Here is a 1485-nt window from a genome sequence, read left to right as displayed (position 1 = left end):
TCCAGACGCCGCCGAAGCCGAAGCACGTCGACGCCAAGAAGAAGTAAGGCTGCTGCGATGCCGCGATAGCGCGCCCGACCAAGCCGCATGGCTGACGCGGTCGTACGGAGCGGACGCCGGATGAGGACAGCACATGCCTCGTCCGGCGTTTTTATTACGTGGTCTTGTATTGACCCAGTGAAACCTGCACAGGTTAAGCGGCTAAAGCGAATGCCTCAGCCGGGGTCTTCATCTTCAGTGCCTGGTGTGGCCGTCGATGGTTGTAAAACTGGATCCAGTCGGCAATCGCGCGGCTGGCATGTTGCAGCGTCTCGAACCGGTGGCGATGCACGCATTGCTCTTTGAGCGTGCGGATCACGCGCTCAACCATGCCATTTTGCTGCGGGCAGTGCGGCGTAATGAACTCCTGCCGCAACCCGTAACGGCGCACCAATGCCGTGTAATCGCGGCTCGTAAAAACCAAGCCGTTGTCGCTCCGGAGCAGGAATGGCCTTGGCACCCGTCCGAGCGTCCCGAACCGAGCAATCAGCGCATGCTCCAACGCGCTTGAGGCGGTGCTGGCCTTGCCGCTGCGCGACAGGCGCCAACCCAGTAATTCACGCGTATGGCAGTCAATCACCAGCGCCAACGTAGCCCAACCGTCGCGGCCGGCCCAGACGCGGCACATATCCGTCGACCATCGCTCGTTCGCTGCGGTGGCGACCGACGGCATCGCTTGAACGCGAGGCCGGAAGCCAATCGGTCGCTTGCGAACCTGCCAGCCCTTCAACTGGAAGATCCGCTGCACCGTGTTCTTGTTGAACCCCAGCAGGTGCGCCACGGTCCGGTAGCCGAACGACGGCGATTCCTCAATCAGTGCTTTGATCGGTTCGGAAAAACGCGCCTGAACCTTCGGTGCAGACTTGACCGGCCGGTAATACACGGTGCGGCGCGGCACCTCAAACCAACGGCACAGCTTCGAGATCGAGACGGTAATACCGTCAGCTTGCAGTCCCTGGCGGATCGTCTCGATCACTTGTCGTCCTCGCCCAGCAGGGACTGCAATTTTTTTCGGGCGCGCAGCTCCAGCATCGCTTCGCCATACGCCTCTTGCAGTTCCTTGATCTGCCGTTCGTATTGCTCTTTCAGATCCAGTGGATTGGCCCGCAGCGCGTTCTCCATGCCCCGCTTGCCGTCGTCGACCCAGTTCTCAACCTCGGAAGGCGACAGGTCGTAAGCGCGACTGGCTTCCGCCACCGTCATTTTGCCTTGGATGATGTCCAGCACCAGCGCGCTCTTGCGCTTCGCCGTCCATCGCTTGATGTCTTCGTCCATCTTCGTGCTCATCGTCTTTCCGTCCATTATGGCGTGAGCAGGAATTCACTGGGTCAATACAGTCTGGTCGGAGGCGGGGCGGGTTGCGGCGCTGCAAAGCAAAAACCCCCGCCTGACTGGGCGGGGGTTTTCAGATGGGGAGCCTGACGATTACCTACTTTCACACGGGAA

2 protein-coding genes are annotated in these 1485 nt (G+C 60.6%); both read right to left on the bottom strand.

What is annotated here, in order from left to right; all coding sequences use genetic code 11:
• Positions 1-193: 193 nt before the first annotated feature.
• On the bottom strand, positions 194-1015 hold the full coding sequence (locus KH616_RS24965) for an IS3 family transposase (RefSeq protein ID WP_292254916.1): 822 nt from the start codon (positions 1013-1015) through the stop codon (positions 194-196).
• Positions 1012-1326 carry a DUF1153 domain-containing protein gene (locus KH616_RS24960; protein WP_292254912.1) on the bottom strand — a complete coding sequence of 105 codons (315 nt, stop codon included), beginning with the start codon at positions 1324-1326 and terminating at the stop codon, positions 1012-1014. Before KH616_RS24960 ends, KH616_RS24965 begins: the two co-directional genes overlap by 4 nt.
• Positions 1327-1485: the final 159 nt, after the last annotated feature.

Source organism: Burkholderia sp. (assembly GCF_018375725.1).
GTDB lineage: Bacteria > Pseudomonadota > Gammaproteobacteria > Burkholderiales > Burkholderiaceae > Burkholderia.
The sequence above is the reverse complement of the archived record's forward strand: the minus strand, read 5'-3'. Positions and strand labels throughout refer to the sequence as shown.

Excerpts from the sequence above, each read along its gene's own strand:
- KH616_RS24960 (WP_292254912.1), bottom strand. The coding sequence starts at position 1,326 with ATGAGCACGAAGATGGACGAAGACATCAAGCGATGGACGGCGAAGCGC.